The sequence below is a fragment of the Pararhizobium sp. P1_E7 genome, assembly GCF_056405855.1.
In genome coordinates this window covers 62,039-86,277 of sequence record NZ_JBFUBH010000017.1, presented here as the reverse complement: position 1 = coordinate 86,277, position 24,239 = coordinate 62,039, and the positions used below count along the sequence as shown (strand labels likewise).

The 24,239-nt window shown below is 60.8% G+C and carries 22 protein-coding genes; 12 read left to right on the top strand and 10 right to left on the bottom strand.

Annotated features, from left to right (window positions below):
- Positions 1-180 precede the first annotated feature (180 nt).
- The 5 genes from mltG to fabD all read right to left on the bottom strand — a co-directional run bounded on the left by mltG (position 181) and on the right by fabD (position 5,406).
- Positions 181-1,359, bottom strand: a complete 1,179-nt coding sequence (gene mltG / locus AC1D17_RS17090; protein ID WP_477566555.1) for an endolytic transglycosylase MltG — start codon at positions 1,357-1,359, stop codon at positions 181-183.
- Positions 1,360-1,666: 307 nt separating this feature from the next.
- A complete protein-coding gene (fabF, locus tag AC1D17_RS17085; RefSeq protein WP_477566554.1) occupies positions 1,667-2,926 on the bottom strand; it encodes a beta-ketoacyl-ACP synthase II in 1,260 nt (419 codons plus the stop codon).
- Between the two features lie 221 nt (positions 2,927-3,147).
- Positions 3,148-3,384, bottom strand: coding sequence for an acyl carrier protein (locus AC1D17_RS17080; RefSeq protein WP_018327362.1), 237 nt, complete (start codon positions 3,382-3,384; stop codon positions 3,148-3,150).
- Positions 3,385-3,698: 314 nt separating this feature from the next.
- Positions 3,699-4,436, bottom strand: a complete 738-nt coding sequence (gene fabG, locus AC1D17_RS17075) for a 3-oxoacyl-[acyl-carrier-protein] reductase (RefSeq protein WP_477566553.1) — start codon at positions 4,434-4,436, stop codon at positions 3,699-3,701.
- Positions 4,437-4,461: 25 nt separating this feature from the next.
- A complete protein-coding gene (gene fabD / locus AC1D17_RS17070) occupies positions 4,462-5,406 on the bottom strand; it encodes an ACP S-malonyltransferase (RefSeq protein ID WP_477566552.1) in 945 nt (314 codons plus the stop codon).
- A gap of 229 nt (positions 5,407-5,635) precedes the next feature.
- Between fabD and AC1D17_RS17065 the strand changes: the two genes are divergently transcribed.
- Entirely contained in the window at positions 5,636-6,679 is a 1,044-nt protein-coding gene (locus AC1D17_RS17065; RefSeq protein WP_477566562.1) for an aldo/keto reductase, read from the top strand.
- A 110-nt stretch (positions 6,680-6,789) separates the two neighbouring features.
- Here AC1D17_RS17065 and AC1D17_RS17060 read toward each other — a convergent pair whose 3' ends face one another.
- The gene (locus AC1D17_RS17060; RefSeq protein ID WP_477566551.1) at positions 6,790-7,812 is read right to left on the bottom strand and encodes a DUF1254 domain-containing protein; all 1,023 of its coding nucleotides are present in this window, start codon (positions 7,810-7,812) and stop codon (positions 6,790-6,792) included.
- 13 nt (positions 7,813-7,825) lie between these two features.
- Positions 7,826-9,238 carry a DUF1254 domain-containing protein gene (locus tag AC1D17_RS17055; RefSeq protein ID WP_477566550.1) on the bottom strand — a complete coding sequence of 471 codons (1,413 nt, stop codon included), beginning with the start codon at positions 9,236-9,238 and terminating at the stop codon, positions 7,826-7,828.
- A gap of 510 nt (positions 9,239-9,748) precedes the next feature.
- Between AC1D17_RS17055 and rpsF the strand changes: the two genes are divergently transcribed.
- The 4 genes from rpsF (at position 9,749) to rplI (ending at position 12,288) form a co-directional block, all read left to right on the top strand.
- A complete protein-coding gene (rpsF, locus tag AC1D17_RS17050; protein WP_026204037.1) occupies positions 9,749-10,195 on the top strand; it encodes a 30S ribosomal protein S6 in 447 nt (148 codons plus the stop codon).
- A 12-nt stretch (positions 10,196-10,207) separates the two neighbouring features.
- Positions 10,208-10,456 (top strand): 30S ribosomal protein S18, encoded by a 249-nt coding sequence (gene rpsR / locus AC1D17_RS17045; RefSeq protein ID WP_037107250.1) that lies wholly within the window; start codon positions 10,208-10,210, stop codon positions 10,454-10,456.
- Between the two features lie 253 nt (positions 10,457-10,709).
- On the top strand, positions 10,710-11,687 hold the full coding sequence (locus tag AC1D17_RS17040; protein WP_477566549.1) for a YybS family protein: 978 nt from the start codon (positions 10,710-10,712) through the stop codon (positions 11,685-11,687).
- Between the two features lie 25 nt (positions 11,688-11,712).
- Positions 11,713-12,288, top strand: coding sequence for a 50S ribosomal protein L9 (rplI, locus tag AC1D17_RS17035; RefSeq protein WP_264219345.1), 576 nt, complete (start codon positions 11,713-11,715; stop codon positions 12,286-12,288).
- A 111-nt stretch (positions 12,289-12,399) separates the two neighbouring features.
- On the opposite strand, the gene AC1D17_RS17030 is transcribed toward rplI, so the two are convergent.
- Genes AC1D17_RS17030 through AC1D17_RS17020 form a run of 3 tightly spaced genes read right to left on the bottom strand, consistent with a single transcriptional unit; the run spans position 12,400 to position 15,599 of the window.
- Positions 12,400-13,455, bottom strand: a complete 1,056-nt coding sequence (locus tag AC1D17_RS17030; protein ID WP_477566548.1) for an HlyD family secretion protein — start codon at positions 13,453-13,455, stop codon at positions 12,400-12,402.
- Positions 13,456-13,474: 19 nt separating this feature from the next.
- Positions 13,475-15,148 carry an MFS transporter gene (locus AC1D17_RS17025; protein WP_477566547.1) on the bottom strand — a complete coding sequence of 558 codons (1,674 nt, stop codon included), beginning with the start codon at positions 15,146-15,148 and terminating at the stop codon, positions 13,475-13,477.
- 7 nt (positions 15,149-15,155) lie between these two features.
- A complete protein-coding gene (locus AC1D17_RS17020) occupies positions 15,156-15,599 on the bottom strand; it encodes a MarR family winged helix-turn-helix transcriptional regulator (RefSeq protein WP_477566546.1) in 444 nt (147 codons plus the stop codon).
- A 355-nt stretch (positions 15,600-15,954) separates the two neighbouring features.
- Between AC1D17_RS17020 and AC1D17_RS17015 the strand changes: the two genes are divergently transcribed.
- The 7 genes from AC1D17_RS17015 (at position 15,955) to purF (ending at position 24,066) form a co-directional block, all read left to right on the top strand.
- A complete protein-coding gene (locus tag AC1D17_RS17015) occupies positions 15,955-17,457 on the top strand; it encodes a replicative DNA helicase (protein ID WP_264219349.1) in 1,503 nt (500 codons plus the stop codon).
- A gap of 159 nt (positions 17,458-17,616) precedes the next feature.
- Positions 17,617-18,261, top strand: coding sequence for a TerC family protein (locus tag AC1D17_RS17010; RefSeq protein ID WP_477566545.1), 645 nt, complete (start codon positions 17,617-17,619; stop codon positions 18,259-18,261).
- A 117-nt stretch (positions 18,262-18,378) separates the two neighbouring features.
- The gene (gene alr, locus AC1D17_RS17005; protein ID WP_477566544.1) at positions 18,379-19,542 is read left to right on the top strand and encodes an alanine racemase; all 1,164 of its coding nucleotides are present in this window, start codon (positions 18,379-18,381) and stop codon (positions 19,540-19,542) included.
- Between the two features lie 65 nt (positions 19,543-19,607).
- Positions 19,608-19,856, top strand: a complete 249-nt coding sequence (locus AC1D17_RS17000; RefSeq protein WP_477566543.1) for a type II toxin-antitoxin system ParD family antitoxin — start codon at positions 19,608-19,610, stop codon at positions 19,854-19,856.
- A gap of 306 nt (positions 19,857-20,162) precedes the next feature.
- Positions 20,163-21,566 carry a DNA repair protein RadA gene (radA, locus tag AC1D17_RS16995; RefSeq protein ID WP_477566542.1) on the top strand — a complete coding sequence of 468 codons (1,404 nt, stop codon included), beginning with the start codon at positions 20,163-20,165 and terminating at the stop codon, positions 21,564-21,566.
- Positions 21,567-21,807: 241 nt separating this feature from the next.
- Complete coding sequence (locus tag AC1D17_RS16990) at positions 21,808-22,422, top strand: CvpA family protein (protein WP_264219354.1); 615 nt, start codon at positions 21,808-21,810, stop codon at positions 22,420-22,422.
- 153 nt (positions 22,423-22,575) lie between these two features.
- Positions 22,576-24,066 carry an amidophosphoribosyltransferase gene (purF, locus tag AC1D17_RS16985; protein WP_264219355.1) on the top strand — a complete coding sequence of 497 codons (1,491 nt, stop codon included), beginning with the start codon at positions 22,576-22,578 and terminating at the stop codon, positions 24,064-24,066.
- The last annotated feature ends 173 nt before the right edge of the window (positions 24,067-24,239 follow it).

The following is a 24,239-nucleotide window of genomic DNA, read 5'->3' as shown; positions in this document are numbered from 1 at the left end:
GGATTGCAGCGGCATCGTCTTGTCCCCCGATCCCGGCAGCATCCGCGCGTAAAACAGGCGAAGAAGGCTTCGGAACTTTGAATTGATGCATGAATGTGTACGGCTCCGGCACGGCCAACCGCAAGGGTCAAGCGCACCGGAGCCGTGTCATCCACAAGCCTGATAGAAACGGCAGCCCGATTATTGCTGAGCGGGCGCCTGTTCCGCCGCTTTCGCGGCGGCGGCCTTTTCAGCCTCGAGTTTGCGCCAGCGCCGGACATTGTTGTTGTGTTCGTCGAGCGTCGCTGCAAACACATGCCCACCGGTGCCATCGGCGACGAAATAGAGGTCCGGCGTGCGCGACGGGTTGGAAACCGCCTCGAGGGCCGCCCGGCCCGGATTGGCGATCGGTGTCGGCGGCAGGCCCTTGATCAGATAGGTGTTATAGGGCGTTTGCTTGTCGAGGTCCGACTTCAGGATCGGCCGGTCGGCCGGTTTGCCGTCGCCGCCGAATATCCCGTAGATGATCGTCGGATCGGACTGCAGCCGCATGCCTTTTTCGAGCCGGTTGATGAACACCGAAGCGACCCGCGAGCGTTCGTCGGCGATGCCGGTTTCCTTCTCGACGATCGATGCCAGGGTAACGAATTCATCGCGGCTGGCAATCGGCAGGTCAGGGTCGCGCTTGTCCCAGATCTGATCGACGAGCGTCTTTTGCGCCGCCGCCATCTGCGCGACGATTTCCGCACGCTTGGTACCACGCGAAAACTTGTAGGTATCGGGACGCAGCGTGCCCTCGGCCGGCATCTGCGCCGGAAGGTCGCCTTCCAGAACCGGATCGCTGCTCAACCTGGCGAACATCTGCTTGACCGTCAGGCCTTCGGGCAGCGACACCGAATAGAGAATGGACTTGCCCGATTTCAGCAGTTGCATGATCTCCTGCATCGAGGAGCCGGCCTTGATCTCGTATTCGCCGGCTTTCAGCGTATCGTTCTCGTCGAGATAGGCTTCCGACATGAAGCGGAAGACACGACCGTCGGAAACGATATTGTTGCGCTCGAGGTTGCTGGCGATTTCCTGGATGCCGGCGCCGTTGCGCACGATGAAATTGCTATTGGCCGTCAGCGGACCTTTGTCCTCATAGGCGGACATCGCGTAATAAACCGTTCCGGCYGCGGCGATGGTCAGGCAGACGACCACGGTCATCAGGAAATTCAGAAAGATGACGACCTGGCTTTTTGCCTTGCGCGACCGCTTCGGCGGCTGCGGCACTTTTTCCGGACGAAGAGCTTCGCTCGCCGATTTCGGGATGATCGGGCCGTTGTTGCCAGCCTCGTTGCGGCCGAAAGGCGCTGCGTTGGTTTCGTTTGCGTCGTTCACTGGTGTCCTGGTTCTGGAGTTCGCATCATGCACGTCTCCATCCCTGATGCGAACTCCAGAAGAGAAACAGGAATGAGAATCACCTTGTTACGAGCATAGCGACGTTAAGCCCTTGGCCTTGTGTCAGCATGGTCAAAGGCCATGCGATGACGATACCAGCCTTGGTCGCAATCGTCCGTATGCCATGTTTGAACTGAGCAATGCGGCAAAAGCACGATAGTGGGAGAATTATCGTGCTTGCAGGGCACGCCGGCCAATGCCGGCGTGAAAGACGGGCCGCCATCCGGCAAGCCCGTTGCGTCCGGCATCAGGCATAGCGGCGCAGAACGAGGGAGGCGTTCGTGCCGCCAAAGCCGAACGAATTCGACAGGGCAACGTTGATCTCGCGCTTGCGCGCCACGTGCGGTACCAGATCGATCCTGGTTTCGACCGAAGGATTGTCGAGATTGAGCGTCGGCGGGGCAACATTGTCGCGGATCGCCAGGGCACAGAAAATCGCCTCGACGGCACCGGCAGCGCCAAGCAGGTGACCGATCGCCGACTTGGTCGACGACATCGAGACCCTGCCTGCATGGTCGCCCATGACGCGCTCGACTGCGCCAAGCTCGATCGTGTCAGCCATGGTCGATGTGCCGTGGGCGTTGACGTAATCGACGTCTGCGGCCGACAGGCCGGCACGCTTCAGGGCCATCTGCATGCAACGATAAGCGCCATCGCCATCCTCGGCAGGCGCCGTGATGTGGAAGGCGTCGCCGGACAGGCCGTAGCCCACCACTTCGGCATAGATCTTGGCGCCGCGCGCCTTGGCATGTTCGAGTTCCTCCAGGACGACGATCCCGGCGCCCTCGCCCATGACGAAACCGTCGCGGTCCCTGTCGTAAGGACGCGATGCCTTGGTTGGGTCGTCATTGTGCTGGGTGGACAGCGCCTTGCAGGCGGCAAAGCCGGCCAGCGCAATGCGGGAAATCGGCGATTCCGTACCGCCGGCCACCATCACATCGGCATCGCCCATGGCGATGAAGCGCGCCGCATCGCCGATGGCGTGGGCACCCGTGGAGCAGGCGGTGACGACGGAATGATTGGGACCGCGCAGCTTGTGACGGATCGACACCTGGCCGGAGGCAAGGTTGATCAGGCGGCCGGGAATGAAGAAGGGGGAAACCCGGCGCGGGCCTCTGTCACGCAGTGTGATGCCGCCCTCGACGATGCCCTCGAGACCGCCGATGCCCGAACCGATCATCACGCCGGTGGCGATCTGGTCCTCGTCGGACTTCGGATGCCAGTCTGCGTCGGCAAGCGCCATGTCGGCTGCGGCCATCGCATAGACGATAAAACTATCGACCTTGCGCTGTTCCTTCAGTTCCATCCAGTTGTCGGGATTGAAGGTGCCATTGGTGCCGTCGCCGAACGGCAGGCGGCAAGCGATCTTCGCAGGCAGGTCATCGACTTCGAATTCGGTAACTTTGCGGGCGGCATTGTCCCCCGCGATGAGCCGCGACCAAGAAAGCTCGGTTCCGCAACCCAAGGGAGATACCATGCCGGTACCGGTGATAACGACACGTCTCATGCCCGTGATCCATCCTGCCTGTTAGTTCCAGAACCGGACCGGACCTCGCGTAAAAAAACCGGATCCGTACATCCTTTTCCGTAATGCGATATCGCGTGATCTCAGGTACGGAAACCTTCAGGCTTTCCTTGACCACGCTTGGTGCTCTCCGAAACCGGGAGCTGTCCCGCGAGGGGACGACAGGCGGGCCGCAGAGCGCCCCGCCTGAACACGGCCAGATATCAGGCCTGTGCCTTTTCGATGAACTTGACGGCGTCGCCGACCGTCAGGATCGAATCCGCTGCATCGTCAGGAATTTCGACGCCGAACTCTTCTTCGAATGCCATGACCAGTTCGACGGTGTCGAGCGAGTCAGCGCCCAGATCGTCGATAAAGCTTGCGCCTTCCGAAACCTTTTCGGCATCGACGCCAAGATGGTCAATAACAATTTTCTTTACGCGTTCTGCTACGTCGCTCATGTCGGATTCCTCGACCTTTGTTTTTCTCAACGATGCCGTTCTGACATCGGTACCCCAATAACACCTGACAGATCAAGCCGATCCGTCCGGCAATTCGTTCAATCGGAAGCGGGCAAACCACGCCTGCCAAAGCTAGCGTATACCTCATATCTTCCGATCGACTGCGCACAGTCATGGCCCGCTTAACACGGTTTATGCCTGCCGCAAAGTCCGAAATTGGCCGGGAATGGCTTGGTCAACATGCAATTCCCGGTATTTCGCCCCAAGCTCTCCGATTGATGCGGAAACGCGGCGGCGCAGGCCTTTGACGGCCCTTAGATCATCGCCATGCCGCCGTTGACATGGATCGTCTGGCCGGTGACGTAAGCCGCTTCATTCGACGCCAGGTAAGCGACGGCAGACGCGACTTCGCCGCCCGTTCCCATCCGCTTCATCGGGATGGCGCCCATGATGGCGTCCTTCTGCTTGTCGTTGAGCTTGCCGGTCATCGCGCTTTCGATGAAGCCCGGGGCGACGCAGTTGACCGTGACGTTGCGGGTGGCGATCTCCTGGGCGAGCGACTTGGAAAAGCCGATCATCCCGGCCTTGGCGGCGCAATAATTAGCCTGACCCGGATTGCCGGTGACGCCGACGATCGAGGTGATGTTGATGATGCGGCCATGGCGGCGGCGCATCATCGGATGCGTCAGCTCGCGGGTCAGCCGGAAGACCGATGTCAGGTTGACTTCCAGAACCGCGTCCCAGTCCTCGTCGCTCATGCGCACGAACAGGCCGTCCTTGGTGATCCCGGCATTGTTGACGAGGATGTCAACGCCACCAAGTTCGGTCTCCGCCTTTTCACCGAGCGCCTTGACGGCGTCGCGATCGGCCAGATTGGCCGGGAACAGATGGACGCGCTCGCCGAGTGAGTTGGCCAGCTCTTCCAGCTTTTCGACGCGGGTGCCGTGCAGGCCGACGATGGCGCCCTGCGCGTGCAGGATGCGGGCAATTTCTTCGCCGATGCCGCCGGATGCGCCGGTGACGAGGGCCTTGCGGCCAGACAGATCGAACATGCTCTTGGTCCTTGTAGGTTTCGGCTTAGCCGAGCAGAGTTTGAAGCGCCGCGTCGATGTCGGCGGGGGAATTGACGGCGATGCCGGTCACGGTCTTGTCGATGCGGCGCGCCAGCCCGGTCAGCACCTTGCCGGAGCCGATCTCATACAACGTCGTCACATCGTTTGCGGCAAACCATTCGACAGTCTCACGCCAGCGGACCTGGCCGGTGACCTGTTCGACCAGAAGCCTGGCGATCTCGCCTGCATCCGTCACCGGGGCTGCGCGCACATTGGCGATCAGCGGCACGGCCGGATTATTCTTTTGAACGGTCGACAGCGCTGCGCGCATGGCGTCGGCTGCCGGGCCCATCAGCGTCGAATGAAAGGGTGCCGAAACCGGCAAAAGAATGGCGCGCTTGGCGCCCTTCTCCGTGGCCAGAGAAGCTGCCTTTTCCACAGCCGCCTTCTCGCCCGAAATCACCAGCTGGCCGCCGCCATTGTCATTGGCGATCTGGCAGGAACCGAGGGCAGATGCCTCCTTGCAGACAGCGTCCACATCCGCATGTTCCAGCCCGATGATCGCCGCCATCGCGCCCTTGCCGACCGGAACCGCGGCCTGCATCGCATTGCCGCGAATGCGCAACAGCCGCGCGGTGTCGGCCAGCGAAAACGTGCCGGCGGCACAGAGTGCCGAATATTCGCCAAGCGAGTGGCCGGCGACATAGGAAACCTTGGATTTCAGGTCGAGCCCCTTGGCTTCGAGCACCCTGAGGGCTGCGATCGACACGGCCATCAGTGCCGGCTGGGCATTGGCCGTCAGGGTCAGCGTTTCTTCCGGGCCGTTCCACATGATGTCTGAGAGCTTTTCGCCGAGCGCCTCGTCCACCTCGGCAAAGACAGCGGCGGCTTCAGGAAAGGCATCGGCCAGATCCTTGCCCATGCCGAGGGCCTGGCTGCCCTGTCCTGGAAATGTGAATGCAATTGCCATGAGGTTTTTCCTCGCCATGCGCGGTCCTGCCGCGCCGTTTCATGTCCAACCCATTGCCGGCAAACATAAGGCCGACAGAGGTTTTTTCCTCTCCATTCACATTCCTGGTGCTTGAGTCAAGCTTTCAGCGGCCAAAGGCTTGCCTGTGCACGGCAACCGCTTTTCTCTTGCGCCGCAGCAAACAGCCTCTACATTCGCCGCCGAACAAGTTTGAGGCACGTTGAGCATCATGAAATACAAGACACTCGGCCGCACCGGCATCACGGTTTCGGAAATCTGCCTGGGCACCATGACCTGGGGCACACAGAACAGCGAGGCCGAGGCGCACGAGCAGATGGACTATGCCGTGAACGAAGGCGTCAATTTCTTCGACACCGCCGAGCTCTACCCGGTCACTCCGGCCGGCCCCGAAACCATGGGCCTGACCGAGGACTATATCGGCACCTGGCTGAAAAAATCCGGCAAGCGCGCCGACGTCGTCGTCGCCACCAAGGTCGCAGGGCCCGGCCGCCCCTATATTCGCGGCGGCTCACCGGCGACCCCCAAGACCATGCGTGAAGCGCTTGAGGGCAGCCTGAAGCGCCTGCAGACCGACCATGTCGATCTCTACCAGATGCACTGGCCAAATCGCGGTCACTACCATTTCCGCCAGGCCTGGACCTACGATCCCTCGCATCAGGACACAGGTGCGACGATCGAGGAGCTCCACGGCATCCTCGAAACGCTCGGCGCCTTCGTCAAGGAAGGCAAGGTCCGCGCCATCGGCCTCTCCAACGATACCGCCTGGGGCACGATGAAGATGCTGGCGCTTGCCGAAAAACACGGCCTGCCGCGCATCGCATCGCTGCAGAACGAATACAACTTCCTCTACCGCGCCTTCGACCTCGACCTCTCCGAAGTCAGCCACCACGAGAATGTCGGCCTGCTCGCCTACTCGCCGCTGGCTGCCGGTCTTCTCACCGGCAAATACCTGAACGGCGCCAACCCCGAAGGCTCACGCCTGTCGATCAACGGCGACCTCGGCGGCCGCTACACCGAATACCAAGAACCTGCGGTCCAAGCCTACGCAGCCCTTGCCAAGACCCACAATCTCGACCTCGCCCAGATGCAGCTCGCCTTCAGCCTGACCCGCCCCTTCATGACCTCGGTGATCATCGGCGCGACCAGCATGGCGCAGCTCAAGACGAATATCGGGGCGAAGGATGTGGTGTTGCCGGCGGAGGTGATGAAGGGGATCGGCCGGTTGCACAAGGCGTTTCCGGCGCCGATGTGAGACCGCATTCCACCAGCAGGCTGCATCACTATCACGAGGATGATGCAGTCTGCTGTAGGTGATCCAGCCATTGCCTCCGCGCCGGCGTTTGGCCATTCCGCTTCACGAGCTCAAGAGGCGGGCTTCGGTTCGGGGAATTTCCAGGTACCGTTGAGGATTTCCGCACGCGGGCGATACAGCCGAACGGTATAGTTCCAGCCCTTCACGATCGGCAGGCAATTGGCAATTTTTCCATCGCAGCCGCCGAACTGGATTGCAATCGATCCGTCGTCGCTCTTCTTTGCCGTCACGTTGTTGAGGGCATAGGCATCATAAGGGTTCTTCTCGTAGTAACCCTGCGAATTGTAGAGGCTGATCGACCAGAACCCATCGACGGGAACATCCTTGACGTTGAGCTTGTAGGTCTGTTTTCCGTCATTGTTCGCCGGCGTGATGTTGAGGTAGGTCGCATCCTTGTCGGGGTTTCCGCCCCAGGCGGCGGCGCTTGCAACGAGATGACGGACCGGATCGACGTCAGCCTTTGATCCGAACGCCTTGTTGAAGTCCGGCATGGTCGTTGCCAGGATCAACAGAGCTTCGCGGACCTTCGTCTGACTGGCTTGATCCCAGTCCGGTACCTCGAACTTTCCCGGCCCTCCTGGCTGGTCGATCTTCAAACTGTCCTGAAGAGCATGCACCTGCTTGACGTCGCCGGGATCGCTCGGATCGACGAATGTGCGGATACCGACGACTGCATAGCGGGTTCCAGTCGTCTCCTTCGTCAAGGTCGTTGCGCCACCGTAGGAAACCACCGAAATATAGTGGTCCTCGTTGACCACCATCAGGGACATGAAACGCTTGCCGGCATCCGGCATGGTGATGGTTGCTGGTCCGGCATCGAGATCGATCACCGCCGACGAATACAGCGTGTCACGGTTCAGGCGAATGACGGTTTGCCTGTCGACCTCTGCTGGCTGGCGGCGATGAACGAACGTGCCCAAGCCGCCGTCTTTCACCATGTTGTTGAAATAGAGATCGCTTTCGGCGCGAATAAAATTATCGACAGTCACAGGCTCGGCAGCAAGAACTGCCGAGCAGTTGAGGGCGATGGCAATACCCGTGACTGCCGTTTTTGCCGCAAACTTGCTGATCATTTGACGCCTCCGTTTAGCTGGTGTGATCAAGAGCCGGCGCCTTCCAGCGACCGTCCAATGCCTCGGGCTTCGGCCAGTAGAGCCGCATGGCCATAAAGAAGGGGCCAGCAGGGGCCGGAAGCCAGTTGGCTTCCTTATCTGCGCCGGGGGATTCGTGCTGGACGTAAAGTGTAACGCCGCCGTCGTCATCCTTGTTGAGACCGGGCAGCATCGGCGAATTGATCAAATACCGGTTCAGCGTATTTGCCGACAGAAGGCTTGATGGCAGCTCATATAGCGTGAGCGACCAGAATGCGTTGACAGGCGGTAACTCTCCGGGAGCAAAGCGAAGTCTGTACGTTTCCTTGCCGCTGAGCGGCCTTTTACCGTCGTCAACGAAGTAGACCGGATAAATTGCCTCGTCCTCGGAGTTGCCGTAGATGCCAAGAACCGCGCCGGACATGCGATCGAGATAGTGACCGGCCAGATGTGCGCGCGTTCCGAAACTGTCGGCACTGCTGCGCTTGCCGGTATCCAGTTGTGTTTCCTTGAACTCCTTGAACTCTGCCCAGGCGTCCGCCATTCCGTCGGCAAGGGCCTGTCGCATATCCGCGTTCAGGGCCGCGACATCGAGAGTTTTACCATCGCCGATCCCCAGTTTCGCGAACCGCGCTCTGATATCAGTTTCGGATGGATGCGTCGGGCAGAATTGGAGAATGAAATTCAACTCCTCGAAAAATTCCGGCGAGGTCCTTTGCTCGGTCGGCATTAGCGGCTTGAAAAAATCCACCGAGGACACGGCCTTCGGTGCCGGTCCGCCGAGAAAGGCAGACAGCGTCTGAACCGCGTAGCCGGCCTGCACGGCCTTGACATTACCGATGTCTCCGGAACCGAAAAGCTGCGTCCGATAAAGCACGAAAGCGAATTCTGTTTCACATCGAATGATGTCCTTCACATTGTCCGGCTTCTGTCCCTGCCAACCAGGGCCAGCCAGCAGATAATGCCCCGCATCGTTGCCGGTAGCGCGGCTGCCAACGTAGGCAAAATTGAACGTATACATGTCGATGAATTGCAGGGAATAATACCGCCCCTCCTCGATCTTCGGCACGGTGAAGATCAGGGGCTCGGCGCGAAGGTCCGCCCCGACATACGAATAGGGCGTATCCGAGTTCGGCGTTTGGATCGCCTTGTCGTTCGGCGTATAGACGCGCGCATTGTTGACCAGCGTATTCCAGCTGGCCTTATATTCCGGGCCGCCCTTATCGACGAAATAGGAGTGCTGGACCCGGTAGTTATCGACCAGCGGGAAACCATAGATGGTCGCTTCCTTGGCAAGGGCTCGGGCTTCATCGACGGCAATATCCGCGGCGAATCCCGCGTTAAGCGCGAACGGAGACACGGCGGTCGTGAGTGCTGTCGATATCAAAAAGGCGCGTCTTGAAAGCATTATCAGTTGTCTCCCCGATCATTGGCAACCGCGAGTAGACCGCAAGGGATGCGCAAAAACAAGTTTCGAACGGTGACACCCTACGCGCGTCACCAATACTATTTTCACGAGGCAGCTTTCAGTGCCCTGTTTGACGGTTAAAAACCACCGCGAATTTTTCGCGCGGGGGTGAAGGAACTTGAGGGTTGGGCGGTCGCCGGGACACCCCCCCCCTGTGGGGAGGGAAAAAGTGCCGCCCCCTAATTTCCCCCCGCCCCTTGCCTTCTCGCCGAAAATGCGTATAAGCGCGCTGTTCGCAACACCCGGTCTTCTGGCTGGTGGCTGAACGGAGGGCCGGTTTCCGCTTTAAGAGACCTGTCAGGACCTAGAGGGGTCCAGCCTCCCGTGTCTCCGCTCTCGACCGTCTCGAAACAACACTTTCTTGCCCGCTGCTTGCAGCCAATAGAACAGTCGTTGAGGCTTAGCCGCTGGAACCCGGGTGACGATTAACGCAAGAAAGGCTTGGCCATCATGGCTCTTTATGAACATGTATTCCTTGCCCGGCAGGATATTTCCGCACAGCAGGTCGACGCTCTCGTCGAACAGTACAAGGGTGTACTGGAAGCTAACGGCGGAAAAGTCGGGCGCGTCGAAAACTGGGGCCTCAAGTCCCTGACGTACCGCATCAACAAGAACCGCAAGGCTCACTACGTTCTGATGGACATCGATGCTCCGGCACCGGCCGTCCACGAAGTCGAGCGCCAGATGCGCATCAACGAAGACATCCTTCGTTACATGACCATCGCTGTTGAAAAGCATGAAGACGGCCCGTCCGCCATGATGCAGAAGCGCGACCGCGACGACCGTCCGCGCCGCGACGGCGACCGTCCGGAGCGTGGCTTCGGCGACCGTGGTCCGCGTCCGGACCGTGGTGATCGTGAAGACCGTCCGCGCCGTCCGCGCGAAGACCGGGCATAAGGAGAAAAGATTATGGCTGATACATTGTCCGCTCCGGCACGCCGCCCGTTCCATCGCCGCCGCAAGACCTGCCCCTTCTCCGGCGCCAACGCTCCGAAGATCGACTACAAGGACATCCGTCTCCTGCAGCGCTACATTTCCGAGCGCGGCAAGATCGTTCCGTCCCGCATCACGGCAGTCTCCCAGAAGAAGCAGCGCGAACTGGCCCAGGCCATCAAGCGCGCCCGCTTCCTCGGCCTCCTGCCTTACGTCATGTCCTAATGCATGTCCCCTTGGAGCCCTGCTCCAAGGAAAGGCATATGCATATGGAACAGCATGACTCTCCGTCGGTCGTCTGACTCAACGGAAACTGACTCAAGGTGAGGCGATAGGCCATCCGGCATCGCCTCACCTTCTCCCTTCCGCGTTGGGCGCGGATCGGAAACACCGGCGCAGATTGCGCTAAAACCCATGTTGGGGCCAGGTTCTTGATTCAAGAAACGCCTCTAACTGCTTGATAAGCAGGACAGCGACCGTGAAGACACTGAATGCAACATCGCTGATGACCGGCGCTCTCGCCGGCGTGACCGCCGCCTTGCTTTCGCTTGGCGCGAACACGCAGTCGTCGTTTGCGATCGTGCTCTATGCCGCGTCCGCCCTGCCGGTCCTGATTGCCGGCCTTGGCTGGGGCAATGCCGCAGCCGTCATCGCAGTCGCCGTTGCCGGGCTTACGGGCACCGTGCTCGTCTCCCCCTATTTCGCCCTTTTGATCGCGGTCATCACGCTGATCCCCGCCGCTTGGCTCAGCCATCTTGCCAATCTGGCCCGGCCGGCGTCGGAACTCGGCGGTCCGGATGGCGCGCTTGCCTGGTATCCGCTGTCTGATATCCTCACCCATCTCGCCGTGCTCGTGACGCTCGGCATGATCATCGTCGGCGTCATCATCGGCTATGACGGCAGCATGTCGGACCGGATGATCGATATCGTCATGGAAGCGCTGAAGGTGCAGGAACCGGATTACAATCCGGACGCTGCGTCGCTCGCCCAGATCAAGTCGATCTTCGGCATCGCCCTGCCGATGGTGCAGGGCGCCATCTGGGTGCTGATGCTGTTTGCCGCCTATTACATCGCCACTCGCATCGTCCAGACCTCCGGCAAGAGCCTGCGTCCGCGCGAAGACATGCCCTCGACGCTGCGCATGCACCGGTTCTCGATCTTCGCCTTTCTGGCCGGTCTGGTGCTGGCCTTCATGGGCGGCGTTCCGGCCATCGTCGGCGCGCTGGTTTGCGGCACGTTCGGCGCGGGCTTCCTGCTTGCCGGCTTTGCCGTCTTCCATTTCCGCACACGCGGCAAGTCCTGGCGGCTTCCGGTGCTGTGGCTTGGCTATCTGTCGGTGCTGATCTTCACGATCCCGGCATTCTTCTTTCTCCTGTCGGGTCTGATGGACACGCGGCGCGCCATCGCGCTGTCACCGGCAGGGAAAACCACTGAAACTGATACAAAAGACCTCTAAACAGACACACGAAAGGACATATCCAATGCAAGTCATTCTTCTCGAACGCGTTGCCAAGCTCGGCCAGATGGGCGAAACCGTCAAGGTTCGCGACGGCTTTGCCCGTAACTACCTCTTGCCGCTCGGCAAGGCCCTGCGCGCCAACGAAGCCAACAAGAAGCGTTTCGAAGCCGAGCGCGCAACGCTCGAAGCCCGCAACCTCGAGCGCAAGTCCGAAGCCCAGACTGTTGCCGAAACGCTCGGCGGCAAGTCCTTCATCGTCGTCCGTTCGGCTGGCGAAACCGGCCAGCTCTACGGTTCGGTTGCTGCCCGCGACATCGTTGACGTTCTGGCTGCCGAAGGCTTCAACATCGGCCGCAACCAGGTCGACCTCAACAACCCGATCAAGACCATCGGCCTGCACGACGTTGTCCTGCACCTCCATTCCGAAGTCGAAATCAAGGTTCAGATGAACGTTGCCCGTTCGGCTGAAGAAGCAGAACGCCAGCTGAAGGGCGAAAGCCTGACGTCGGCAGACGCCATCTACGGCGTTGACGAAGACGCCCTGAAGCCGGAAGACTTCTTCAACCCGGAAGCAGAATTCGAAGCCGAAGAAGAATAATCGTCTCAACGATTGGCGCCCCCGTGGCGCCCTCGTTTGCGAGACCCGCAAAACGAAAGGCCCGCGACTTGCGTCGCGGGCCTTTCGCGTTTCAGCGAAAAGAGCTGACGGTTACTTCGCCGCCTGCGGCTCGGCCGCCTTGTCGATTCGAACCTCCACCGACATGCCCGGCGCCAAAGCCGCTGCCAGCGGTTGGTCAGGATCGATCGAGACCCGGACACCGACACGCTGGGAGACCTTGGTAAAGTTGCCGGTGGCGTTGTCGGCGCGGATGACGCTGAATTCGGAGCCGGCGGCCGGTGAGAACCGCTCGATATGGCCGTTCAGCTGCGCCTTGCTCAGCGCGTCGACGGTGAACACCACCGGCTGGCCGATCTTCATACCGTCGAGCTGCGTCTCCTTGAAATTGGCAATAATCCACACGTCCCTGGGTACGATGRCCATCAGCTGTGTGCCGGCCGTGACATATTGGCCGAGCCGCGCACCGACTTCGCCGAGCGTGCCGTCCTGTGGTGCAGTGATCGTCGTGTTGTCGAGATCGATCTGAGCCAGCTGAACGGCGGCCTCGGCGCTGCGGACGCCCGCCTGGAGACCAGCCCTTGAGCCGATCGTGGTAGCAAGGTTTTGGCGTGAGACTTCGATCGATGCCATCGCCTGATCGACGCCTGCCTTTGCCTGTTCGAGCGTTGCCCGGGCCGTGTCGAGATCCACCGATGTCGCAATACCTTTTTCGGCCAGAGGCTGGACGCGGCCCYAGGCCTGCTGGGCGCGGGTCAGCGTGGCGACGGCGCCGTCGCGCTGGGCTTCGCTGGCGGCGATGCTCGCCTTTGCGGACAGCTCCTGCTGATAGGAGTTGGCAAGCGACGCCTTTTGCGCATCGAGCGTTCCCTTGGCCTGTGCCAGCTTCTGGGCATAGATCCGGTCATCGATCTTCAGGAGCACCTGCCCTGCCCTCACCGTTTCATAGTCCTTGACAGGGACCGCCGCGACATAGCCGGACAGCTGCGGGCTGACGATCGTCACGTAGCCACGAACATAGGCATTCTCGGTCATTTCGACGGTGGTGGCAAACGGCGGCAGGCGCCACGCATAGAGAACCAGCAATACGCCGGTAAGACCTGCCAGCAATGTCAGGATGGTCGTGGGGGAACGTAGTGTCTTCAGCATGAAATATACTCTGGACGGGTCAGGACCGGGCGGTAACCACGGGCACGGCTACCTTGTGCGGGATAATCCGCTGCCAGGCCAGGTGTCCGAGCAAAAGGACAAGGCCGACGGCGGAGGCGACGGAGATGACGAGGAAGGCGTCATTATAGGCAAGAATATTGGCTTCGCGCGTCACCTGCTGGCCAAGCAATTGCAGGCCTTCGGCATTCAGCAGCGACTTGTCGGTGATGACCTTGCCGTAGGAGGCGGAAAGTTGGGACACGCGCTGGGCGACAAAGGGATTGGTCAGCAGGATATGTTCGACCAAAACGTTGGAGTGGAATTTTTCACGGATAATGACGAAACTGCCGAGCGCCGCCTGGGCGCAGAGTGAGCCGATGCTCTGGGTGAAGAGAAAGATCACCAGAAAGTTGACGATGAAGGGAGCGCCCTTGGCCAGCACCGCTGCAAATCCCTTTGACATGACCGGCGGCAGGAACATCGCAGCGCCCGCCGCGACCATCGCCTGGCTCAGATACATCTGCTCCGGCCGGGTCAGGCTGGTCGACTGGCTGTCGAGAAGGGCACCGGAGGCGATCAGCACCAGTGCCAGCACATGCGCGGTTTCGACATAGCGCGTCAGCATCAGAACAGTACAGACAAGCCCGCCGGCGATGGAGGCCATGAGGATGATCGCGTACATCGTCCGGGTCTGCTCATTGAGCAGACCAAGCTGTATGTAGAAATTCGCCGCCGTCGTCGTCTGCTCGGAGCTGACCACGCGAAACAGAAGCAGGATGCCGGCCATGTGCATGTTCTCTTTCGAGAACACCCAGCGCAGGTCGAGCAAAGGCATTTTGCGGGGTAACTCAAGGGCGACCATCAGCGTCAGCGATGCAATGGCTCCGGCCAGAAACAGCCCCAGCCACGAGGCCTCGAACCACCAATAGAGCCGACCGAGGGTCAAGAAGACCGCCAGGCAACCGAAACCGGCGGCAAGCAGCAGGTAGCTGAGGATATCCATCTTCTGGATCACCTTTGCCCGCGGCGGCGCGGTCAACGGCAGGAGATAGACGACCGGCAGGGCGATGAGCGCAAGCCCCATCTCAAACGTGTAGAGTGCATGCCAGCCGCCGATATCCATCAGCGGCGGGGAGATGATCCGGGCGATCGGCGCCGACAGTGTCGTGTTCATCAAGGCAAGGCTCAGGCCCACCGATAGCTTGCGCGCCGGCGGGAAGGCCTCGAGCATGTAGAGAAAGCCGAGCGTCGACAACGGCGCCGCGGCCATGCCGCTCAGGAAGCGGACGACGGTTGCCGAATGCAGGTCGGAGACAAAGAGATTGAGGACGGACGCAAAGACGAAGCAGACGATGCTGAGTTCGGCAAACCGCCGCAGGCCGTATTGCGAGCGGATCTTGAACAGCGCGATCGACATCGAGGCATAGGGCGCCATATAGGCTGCAGAGAGCCAGCCGATCTCCGATGTCGTTGCCGAAAGCGAACCCTGCAGTTGATAGATATTGGCGTTGAGCAGGTTCATGCCCAGGCCTTGGGTCAGGAACAGGAGAAGCGAGGACGCCATGTAGATGGCTGCCCGGCCTGCGCTCATGGGGACAGGCGGTGGCTGGACCGGTAGCGGCGCTGGATCAGCAACCGGCGTTTCGCGTTCGATGTCATTGCCGTTTGCGATGCGCGGGGACGCCGTGTTCATGTGCCGCTCAATCCTTGCCGATGGCGACAAGATTACCCGCCATCAGGCTGACGACGTGCAAGGCTGTTACCTTGTCGGTGGCATCGACGCCGCCCAGCACCTGTTCGCGGATTTCGCAGGCAAGCTTGTCGATTTCGCCGGCAATGTCGCGGCCCCTGGCGGTCATATGGATCTGCTTGGCACGCCTATCGCTTGCCTCGACCCGCCGCTCGATAAACCCCTGCTTCTCCATGCCATCCAGCAGCCGCACGATCGTCGGTGTCTCGATGCCGAGTTCGTCGGCCAGTTCGCGCTGGTTGAGACCGTCGCGCTTCGACAGCGCAAACAGGGCTCTCGCACGTGACAATGTCAGCCCGCGCTCCTTTACCCGCGCGTCGAACAGCGCCCGCAGCTTGCGGTTCACCGAAGCCAGCGCATCGAACAGTTCACGATTGACGGCAGAGTTGAGCATTTCGTACCTTTTTCATATTAGTAGCGTGCTACTTATTTTATTCCTACTTAGTTGAACCGGAGCCGTCTTTCAAGCTGCCGATCCTGCCGGTGCGAAAACTCTTTGAAGCGCGCCCGCCCAGGCTAGAATGCGACAACCCGTTGCCGGACACCGATTCGGATGAAATCCGGTCAATAGGAAAGAGCGCTATCGACAGATTTTTCGCGTTCGACGAGAAGCCCCTGTGAACAACGGTGACGGCTTGCCACCGCACCCAATGCGTCGGCCACTGTTGCAGGCAAGTCATTGACGCCTGGCTGCAACAACCGCAAACCGGTACCGCACCAAGAATGACGACAGACAGAGACGGGACGCCATGAACGAAATCGCGCGCAGACTTGCACCCATCGCCAAGGATCAGGCCGAAGCGCAGTATCGCGAGGCGCCGAACAACCTTGAGGCGGAACAGGCGCTGCTGGGCGCCATTCTCGTCAACAACGATGCCTTCTACCGGGTCTCGGATTTTCTGAAGCCCGTGCACCTCAACGAACCCTTGCACCGCAAGATTTTCGAAGTTGCCGGCGACATCATCCGCATGGGCAAAACAGCCAATCCGGTGACCATCAAGACCTTCCTGAAGGCCGACGAGAAGGTCGGCGACATGACGGTGGCGCAGTATCTCGCCCGCCTCGCCTCCGAAGCCGTCTCCATCATCAATGCGGAAGACTATGGCCGGGCGATCTACGATCTGGCTCTGCGCCGCTCGCTGATCACCATCGGCGAGGACATGGTCAACATCGCCTATGACGCGCCGCTCGACATGCCGCCGCAAAGCCAGATCGAAGACGCCGAACGCCGCCTGTTCGAACTGGCCGAAACCGGCCGCTACGACGGCGGCTTCCAGGCCTTCAACGACGCCGTGGCCTTGGCGATCGACATGGCTGGACAGGCCTTCGAGCGCGATGGACACCTCTCGGGCATCTCCTCCGGCATCCAGTCGCTCGATGCGCGCATGGGCGGCTTGCAGCGCTCCGACTTGATCGTGCTGGCCGGACGCCCGGGCATGGGCAAGACGTCACTTGCCACCAACATCGCCTGGAACGTCGCCCATGCCTACGAACCGGAGGTCCAGGCCGACGGCTCGTTCAAGGCGAAGAACGGCGGCGTCGTCGGCTTCTATTCACTGGAAATGTCTTCCGAACAGCTGGCCACGCGTATCATCTCCGAGCAGACCGACGTGTCCTCCTCCAAGATCCGGCGCGGCGATATTTCCGAGGCCGAGTTCGAGAAGCTGGTCGGCTTTTCCCAGACGATGCAGAAGACGCCGCTCTATATCGACCAGACCGGTGGTATCTCGATTGCCCAGCTTTCGGCCCGTGCCCGCCGCCTCAAGCGCCAGCGCGGCCTTGACTGCCTGGTGGTGGACTATATCCAGCTGATGACGGGCTCAGGAAAATCGAGCGACAACCGCGTGCAGGAAATCACCCAGATCACCACCGGTCTGAAAGCACTCGGCAAGGAACTGAACGTGCCGATCATTGCGCTATCACAGCTTTCGCGTCAGGTGGAAAGCCGCGAAGACAAGCGCCCACAGCTCTCCGACCTTCGCGAATCCGGCTCGATCGAGCAGGACGCCGACGTCGTGCTGTTCGTGTTCCGCGAGGAATACTACGTCAAGAATATGGAACCGCGCGACGAGTTCGACCCGAAATACGAAGAGTGGAAACAGAAGTTCGAACAGGTGAAGGGCACGGCGGACGTGATCATCGCCAAGCAGCGCCACGGGCCGACCGGCACGGTCAAACTCGCCTTCCAATCGGAATTCACCCGCTTCACCGATCTCGCCGATCCGTCATTCACGCAATACGAGGAACACTGATCCGCTGGGAACATAGGCCGGCAAAAATACGGCCTAGCCACGCGAGGGTTGCCGCCGTGTTGCAAATCGCCGGGCTTGCCGATAAGCGGAAAGAAAATTAGCCGAAAATCGCGGCATATGTGCTGCGATCGATATCTTTGAGACTGGGGAAATCTGTTCATGGAAGCTCTTATCGCGCTGCTGCAGGTGCTTGCGATCGATCTCGTTCTCGCAGGCGACAACGCCATTGTCATCGGGCTTGCGGCAGCCGGGCTTCCCAAGGAACAGCGCGGCAAGGCGATCCTGATCGGGATCGCGGCGGCCACCGTCTTGCGGATCATCTTTGCCCTTCTCGCCACTCAGTTGCTGCAGATCCTCGGCCTTCTGCTCGTCGGCGGCATCCTGCTCCTATGGGTCTGCTGGAAGATGTGGCGCGAGTTGCGGACCTCGGCGAAGGAAGAAAACGAGGGCCTGGAGACACTGACCGGCGAAGACATCGACAACAGCGGTACCGTCGGCAACGGCGCGGCGCGCAAGACGCTGAAGCAGGCTGCAATCCAGATCGTCATCGCCGATGTCTCCATGTCGCTCGACAACGTTCTGGCCGTCGCCGGTGCCGCGCGCGAACATCCCAACATCCTCATCCTCGGGCTCGCAGTATCCGTCGCGCTGATGGGCGTCGCCGCATCGTTCATCGCCAAGCTGCTCAACAGGTACCCCTGGATCTCCTATCTCGGCCTTGCCATCATCCTCTTCGTGGCGCTGAAGATGATCTACGAAGGCTTCATGGAAGTCGAGCCGCTGATCACCTCGTCAATAATGTAAAGGCCGTTCGGCCGACGCCCGCCGCGACAATCCGCGATCCTGGCCAAGGCGATCGCGGATCGACCACCGGGGCTTCGGCGATTGCAGCCGCCGCCGCTTGGCTGTATCTCTCTCGCCATGGCCATTTTGTACACTCCCCCCTTCGCCGATCCCGCCTTTGCGGCGGCATCCAACCGTCTGATCATCGATCTGGGCGCGCTCGCCGACAATTGGCGCCATATGGACAAGCTGTCCGGCAAGGCCCGGGCGGCGGCGGTTCTCAAGGCGAATGCCTATGGCCTCGGGATTAAACCGGCAGCAGAAACGCTTTACCGGGCTGGCGCGCGGGATTTTTTCGTCGCCAGTGCCGAGGAAGGCGTGGCGCTTCGCCCGATCATACCGGACGGACGCATCCATATCCTCGCCGGCATGTGGCCGGGCAACGAATCCCTGTTCTTCGACAATGATCTTGTGCCGGTCGTCAATTCCGAGGAGCAACTGGCCTTCTTCATGTCGGTCTTGTCGGAGCGGGGCGATCATCCATGCGTGCTGCATGTCGATACTGGCATGAACCGTCTCGGTCTGACGCTCGATGAAGCGCTGGCGCTTGCCGGCGATCCGGCGCGGCCTGCGAGCTTCTCGCCCATTTTGGTGATGAGCCACCTCGCCTGCGCCGACGACCAGGCGCATCCGCTGAACCGCCGGCAGCTTGAATCATTCCGGGCGGTTACAGCCGCTTTCGAAGGCATCGAATCAAGCCTGGCCAATTCGGCCGGGGTCCACCTCGGGCCGGATTTCCACTTCGACATGACCCGGCCGGGCATTGCCGTTTATGGCGGCGAGGCCGTCAACGGCATGATAAATCCGATGAAACCGGTGGTGACGGCCGAGGCGCGCATCCTGCAGATCCGCCGCGTCCGGACGGGCGAGACCGCAAGCTATGGCGGTTCAGCCCAATTTTCCCGCGACAGCCGGGTGGCGATCGTCGCCATCGGCTACGCTGACGGCTACCACCGCTCGGTCTCCGGCGGCGGCGTTACCCTGCGCCAGGCAACGGCCTCGGGCGCCTTCGGCTTCCTGCACGGCCAGAGGACCCCACACCTCGGCCGGGTCACCATGGACCTCAGCCTGTTCGACATCACCGACTTTGCCGACAATGCCGTCCGGCCCGGTGACTATATCGAACTGTTCGGCAACAATATCGCCATCGACGACGTGGCCCACGCTGGCGGGACGATCGGCTACGAGATGCTGACCAGCCTGGGGACCCGGTATGAACGGGCCTATCTCGAGGCAGAATAGCTTTTCGAGATTGCCGCTTGGAATCCGGAAAGTGATGTTCTAAACTGGAACAAAAGGAGATCATCGTGTCTGATATCCAATTGAGTGAAGAAGATCGGGCGTTTATTGAAGAACGCGTTCGAAGCGGCCCCTACAAGTCTGTAAACGACGTGGTCCATGCCGGACTGCGGTCATTACAGCGTGATGAGGCGGCTCTCAAAACGCTCATTCAAGAAGGTTTGGACGACATCGCCGCCGGACGTTTCTACGAGTTTGGTGAAGACGACGATTTGACCGAATTTATCATGGATCGCTCGAAGGCGCGAAACACCTGATGCGGAGAAGGCGCTTTCGCCTGTCCGAACATGCCGCAGATGACCTGACCGAGATCTATGATTATATCGCGAAAACGAACCCGAAAGCTGCAGAGCGTGTCCTGACATCGAGGCGAAAATCAGGTCCGTTGCTGATTTGGGCCTGACCAGTGCTTCCAGGGACGATATGAACCCGGATTTGCGAGCCGACTTTTTCCGAAATCATTTGATTTACTTCCGTGTCACAGCGTCCCACCTCCTGATCCTGCGCATCCTTCACGGCCGCCAGGACATCACCTCTGAAGACTTCCCCGAAAGTGAAACTTGATGGCGAAAGCCCGGACACAATTCATCTGCCAGAACTGCGGAACCGTTCACGCCCGATGGGTGGGAAAATGCGAAGGCTGCAACCAGTGGAACACGATCGTCGAGGAAGACCCGATGGGTGGCATCGGCGGCGGACCCGGCCGGACGCCGAAGAAGGGCCGACCGGTGGCGCTGACGACGCTGTCGGGCGAGATCGAGGACGCGCCGCGCGTCATGACGGGCATTTCCGAGCTTGACCGGGCGACCGGCGGCGGCTTCGTGCGCGGTTCAGCGGTGCTGATCGGCGGCGATCCGGGCATCGGCAAGTCGACGGTGCTGATGCAGGCTGCCGCAGCGCTGTCGCGGCGCGGACACCGGATCATCTACGTTTCGGGCGAAGAGGCCGTGGCGCAGGTGCGGCTGCGCGCCCAGCGCCTGGGTGCGGCCGACACCGAAGTGCTCTTGGCGGCAGAAACCAATGTCGAGGACATTCTGGCGACGCTCGGCGACGGCAAGCGGCCGGATCTCGCCATCATCGATTCGATCCAGACGCTGTGGAGCGACACCGCCGATTCAGCGCCCGGCACGGTGACACAGGTGCGCACCGGCGTTCAGGCGATGATCCGCTTTGCCAAGCAGACGGGTGCGGCCGTCGTGCTGGTCGGCCATGTCACCAAGGAAGGCCAGATTGCCGGCCCGCGCGTTGTCGAGCATATGGTCGATGCGGTGCTCTATTTCGAAGGCGATCGCGGCCATCACTACCGCATCCTGCGCACCGTCAAGAACCGTTTTGGCCCGACAGACGAGATCGGCGTGTTCGAGATGTCCGACAGGGGGCTTCGGGAAGTCACCAATCCGTCGGAACTGTTTCTCGGCGAGCGCAACTCGAAATCGCCGGGGGCTGCAGTCTTTGCCGGCATGGAGGGCACACGCCCCGTGCTGGTCGAAGTTCAGGCGCTGGTGGCGCCGACATCGCTTGGAACGCCGCGGCGCGCCGTCGTCGGCTGGGACTCGGCCCGGCTGTCGATGATCCTTGCCGTGCTCGAGGCCCATTGCGGGGTGCGGCTCGGGCAGCACGACGTTTATCTCAATATTGCCGGCGGATACCGGATTTCGGAGCCTGCAGCCGATCTTGCGGTCGCTTCCGCACTGGTTTCGTCGCTTGCCGGTCTTGCCCTTCCCTCCGATTGCGTCTATTTCGGCGAAGTCAGTCTGTCCGGGGCCATCCGGYCGGTTGCGCATACCGCCCAGCGCCTTAAAGAAGCCGAAAAACTCGGCTTTTCACAGGCCGTCCTGCCTGCCGCCTCCGCCGACCTGCCCAAAGGCAACGGCATGAGCTGGGCGGAGATGGAAAGCCTGCCGGATCTGGTGGCGCGCATTGCCGGATCGAAGGGAGCGCTGAAGCAGGCGGACAACGACGATTGAGGAAGCTGCCGCTTAAAAATGGCGAATTCCGGTGAAAACAGTGTTCAACGGCGGACCATCGAAAGACGCTCGCGGCGTCATCATATATGGTTCGCGGAAAATCAGCGTGGGGTCGCGTTGCAGCATGGCTTTTAAATCGCGCTCGATTTAAAAGCCATGCTGCAGATACAAAAGAGTGCCGCGTCCTTTGCGCGTCCGGCAGGACGCGCGGTGCAGCAGGCGGTTTCGGAGTAGGACAAATATGCCCATTACAATTCTCGACGGTATCGTTCTCGGCGTCGCGCTTTTCTCAGCCATCCTGGCCATGGTCCGCGGCTTCTCCCGGGAAGTTCTGTCGGTCGCAAGCTGGGTCGGCGCTGCGGCTGCCGCCTATTTCCTCTACCCGTTTCTGCTGCCCTATGCGAAAAACTACACCAGCAGCGATACGGTCGCGATGATCGGCTCGGCCGGTGTCGTCTTCCTTGTTGCGCTGATCGTCGTCTCGTTCATCACCATGCGGATCGCCGATTTCATCATCGACAGCCGTATCGGGGCGCTGGACCGGACCCTCGGCTTTCTGTTCGGCGCCGCACGTGGCGTCCTGCTCGTCGTCGTCGCCATGCTGTTCTTCAACTGGCTGGTGGCACCGCAGCAGCAGCCGGTCTGGGTGACCACGGCGAAATCCAAGCCGCTGCTCGACAATCTCGGCGGCAAGCTGATCGCGCTTTTGCCTGAAAATGCCGATGCCACCATTCTCGACCGCCTGCGCGGCAAGGACACGACCGGCGAAGGCGAAAACGAAGGCACCGGCGGCGCAACGACCCAGCCTCCGGCCGAAGAAACACCTGCCACCAATGGTGCAGCTACCAACGGCTAAGGCCGCATGATAAAATGAGGGCCCGCTTTTGCGGGCTCTGTCCATTTTGCAACGATGACATGTGAAACCCTCAGGCCTTGCCGGCTTGAAGGAGTAAAGACCCGATACGATATGCCAAACGCGTTCCAGCCGTTAACACAAAGGCCAACAGCGATGACCCATTTGCGAGCCGCAGAGATCAACGACGAAATCGATGGCGATACGCTGCATGAGGAATGCGGCGTCTTCGGCATCCTGGGGCATGCGGATGCGGCGACCCTGACAGCGCTCGGGCTGCACGCGTTGCAGCATCGCGGACAGGAAGCGGCCGGCATCGTCACCTTCGACGGCGCGCAGTTCTATACCGAAAAGCGCATGGGCCTCGTCGGCGACCACTACACGGATCCAGCGATCCTCGCAAAGCTGCCCGGCACCATCTCGATCGGCCATACCCGCTATTCGACCACCGGCGAAGTTGCGCTGCGCAACGTTCAGCCGCTGTTTGCAGAACTGGAAGTCGGCGGCATTGCCATCGCCCACAACGGCAACTTCACCAACGGCCTGACGCTGCGCCGCCAGATCATCGCCACCGGCGCTATCTGTCAATCAACCTCCGATACCGAAGTCGTCCTCCACCTCATCGCCCGCTCGCGCCACACCTCGACGGCCGACCGCTTCATCGATGCCATCCGGCAGATGGAGGGCGGCTATTCGATGGTTGCCATGACGCGCACGAAGCTGATCGCGGCGCGTGACCCGACCGGCATCCGGCCGCTGGTGATGGGCGAACTCGACGGCAAGCCGATCTTCTGCTCGGAAACCTGCGCGCTCGACATCATCGGCGCGAAATACATCCGCGACGTGGAAAACGGCGAAGTCATCATCTGCGAAATCCAGCCGGATGGCTCGATCCAGATCGATGCCCGCAAGCCCGTCAATCCGCAACCGGAGCGGCTCTGCCTGTTCGAATATGTCTATTTCGCCCGCCCCGATTCGGTGGTCGGCGGCCGCAGCGTCTACGTGGCGCGCAAGAACATGGGCATCAACCTTGCCAAGGAATCGCCCGTGGAGGCCGACGTTGTCGTTCCGGTTCCGGACGGCGGAACGCCGGCAGCCCTCGGCTACGCGCAGGAGAGCGGCATCCCGTTCGAATACGGCATCATCCGCAACCATTATGTCGGGCGTACCTTCATCGAGCCGACACAGTCGATCCGTGCCTTTGGCGTCAAGCTGAAGCACTCGGCCAACCGAGCCATGATCGAAGGCAAGCGGGTCGTTTTGGTCGACGATTCGATCGTGCGCGGCACCACCTCGCTGAAGATCGTCCAGATGATCCGCGAGGCGGGTGCCCGCGAAGTGCATATCCGCGTTGCCAGCCCGATGATCTACCACCCCGATTTCTACGGCATCGACACGCCGGACGCCGACAAGCTGCTGGCCAACCAGCATGCCGACCTTGCCTCCATGTGCAAGTTCATCGGCGCCGACTCGCTGGAATTCCTGTCGATCGACGGTCTCTACCGCGCCGTCGGCGGCGAGAAGCGCAATCCGGCCCGGCCGCAGTTCACCGACCATTATTTTACCGGCGATTATCCGACGCGCCTTCTCGACAAGAACGGCGACAATTCGAGCCCCAAGCTGTCGATGCTTGCCAGCAAGGGCTGATCTCTGTCCTCGAGGGGGAGCCTTGAGCCGGAAACGGTCTCGAGGCTCCCCCCTCGCCTGTTCACGGTTTTGCTGCGTGACTTGTTTGCCGTGTGACGTGCGCATGCGGCCGAACGTGTGGCAGCAAACCCTGGCTTACTGCATAAGATTTAAAGTGTTACAGCGACCTTTGG

Bases quoted from the DNA above. Each gene is read 5' to 3' on its own strand.
- fabF (WP_477566554.1), bottom strand. From the start codon at position 2,926: ATGAGACGTGTCGTTATCACCGGTACCGGCATGGTATCTCCCTTGGGT.
- AC1D17_RS17080 (WP_018327362.1), bottom strand. From the start codon at position 3,384: ATGAGCGACGTAGCAGAACGCGTAAAGAAAATTGTTATTGACCATCTT.
- fabG (WP_477566553.1), bottom strand. From the start codon at position 4,436: ATGTTCGATCTGTCTGGCCGCAAGGCCCTCGTCACCGGCGCATCCGGC.
- fabD (WP_477566552.1), bottom strand. From the start codon at position 5,406: ATGGCAATTGCATTCACATTTCCAGGACAGGGCAGCCAGGCCCTCGGC.
- AC1D17_RS17065 (WP_477566562.1), top strand. From the start codon at position 5,636: ATGAAATACAAGACACTCGGCCGCACCGGCATCACGGTTTCGGAAATC.
- AC1D17_RS17060 (WP_477566551.1), bottom strand. From the start codon at position 7,812: ATGATCAGCAAGTTTGCGGCAAAAACGGCAGTCACGGGTATTGCCATC.
- AC1D17_RS17055 (WP_477566550.1), bottom strand. From the start codon at position 9,238: ATGCTTTCAAGACGCGCCTTTTTGATATCGACAGCACTCACGACCGCC.
- rpsF (WP_026204037.1), top strand. From the start codon at position 9,749: ATGGCTCTTTATGAACATGTATTCCTTGCCCGGCAGGATATTTCCGCA.
- rpsR (WP_037107250.1), top strand. From the start codon at position 10,208: ATGGCTGATACATTGTCCGCTCCGGCACGCCGCCCGTTCCATCGCCGC.
- rplI (WP_264219345.1), top strand. From the start codon at position 11,713: ATGCAAGTCATTCTTCTCGAACGCGTTGCCAAGCTCGGCCAGATGGGC.
- AC1D17_RS17025 (WP_477566547.1), bottom strand. From the start codon at position 15,148: ATGAACACGGCGTCCCCGCGCATCGCAAACGGCAATGACATCGAACGC.
- AC1D17_RS17020 (WP_477566546.1), bottom strand. From the start codon at position 15,599: ATGCTCAACTCTGCCGTCAATCGTGAACTGTTCGATGCGCTGGCTTCG.
- AC1D17_RS17015 (WP_264219349.1), top strand. From the start codon at position 15,955: ATGAACGAAATCGCGCGCAGACTTGCACCCATCGCCAAGGATCAGGCC.
- AC1D17_RS17010 (WP_477566545.1), top strand. From the start codon at position 17,617: ATGGAAGCTCTTATCGCGCTGCTGCAGGTGCTTGCGATCGATCTCGTT.
- alr (WP_477566544.1), top strand. From the start codon at position 18,379: ATGGCCATTTTGTACACTCCCCCCTTCGCCGATCCCGCCTTTGCGGCG.
- AC1D17_RS16990 (WP_264219354.1), top strand. From the start codon at position 21,808: ATGCCCATTACAATTCTCGACGGTATCGTTCTCGGCGTCGCGCTTTTC.
- purF (WP_264219355.1), top strand. From the start codon at position 22,576: ATGACCCATTTGCGAGCCGCAGAGATCAACGACGAAATCGATGGCGAT.